This window comes from Streptococcus mitis (genome assembly GCF_003942765.1).
In the GTDB taxonomy this organism is placed as follows: domain Bacteria; phylum Bacillota; class Bacilli; order Lactobacillales; family Streptococcaceae; genus Streptococcus; species Streptococcus mitis_BE.
On record NZ_RJNW01000028.1, the window covers coordinates 1 to 554 of the forward strand.

General features: G+C 52.5%; 1 protein-coding gene. It reads left to right on the forward strand.

Features of this window, described 5'->3' with window-relative positions:
• Nucleotides 1–554 (forward strand): hypothetical protein (locus tag D8849_RS10525; protein WP_185756255.1); only part of this gene is annotated, 554 nt, incomplete at both ends.

Here is a 554-nt window from a genome sequence, read left to right on the forward strand (position 1 = left end):
TGAAGCCGATGCGCTTGTTGATGCTGAAGCTGAAGCACTTGTACTTGCTGAAGCCGATGCGCTAGTACTTGCTGAAGCCGACGCGCTTGTTGACGCTGAAGCTGAAGCGCTTGTGCTTGCTGAAGCTGATGCACTTGTACTTGCTGAAGCCGATGCGCTTGTTGACGCTGATTCAGAGGCCGATGTGCTTGCTGAAGCTGATGCACTTGTTGATGCTGATTCAGAGGCCGATGTGCTTGCTGAAGCTGACGCACTTGTTGAGGCTGACTCAGAAGCTGATGTGCTTGCTGAGGCTGATGCACTTGTTGACGCTGATTCAGAGGCCGATGTGCTTGCTGAGGCTGATGCACTTGTTGAGGCTGATTCAGAGGCCGATGTGCTTGCTGAGGCTGATGCACTTGTTGAGGCTGACTCAGAAGCTGATGTGCTTGCTGAAGCTGATGCACTTGTTGAGGCTGACTCAGAAGCTGATGTGCTTGCTGAGGCTGATGCACTTGTTGAGGCTGACTCAGAAGCTGATGTGCTTGCTGAAGCTGATGCACTTGTTGAGGCTG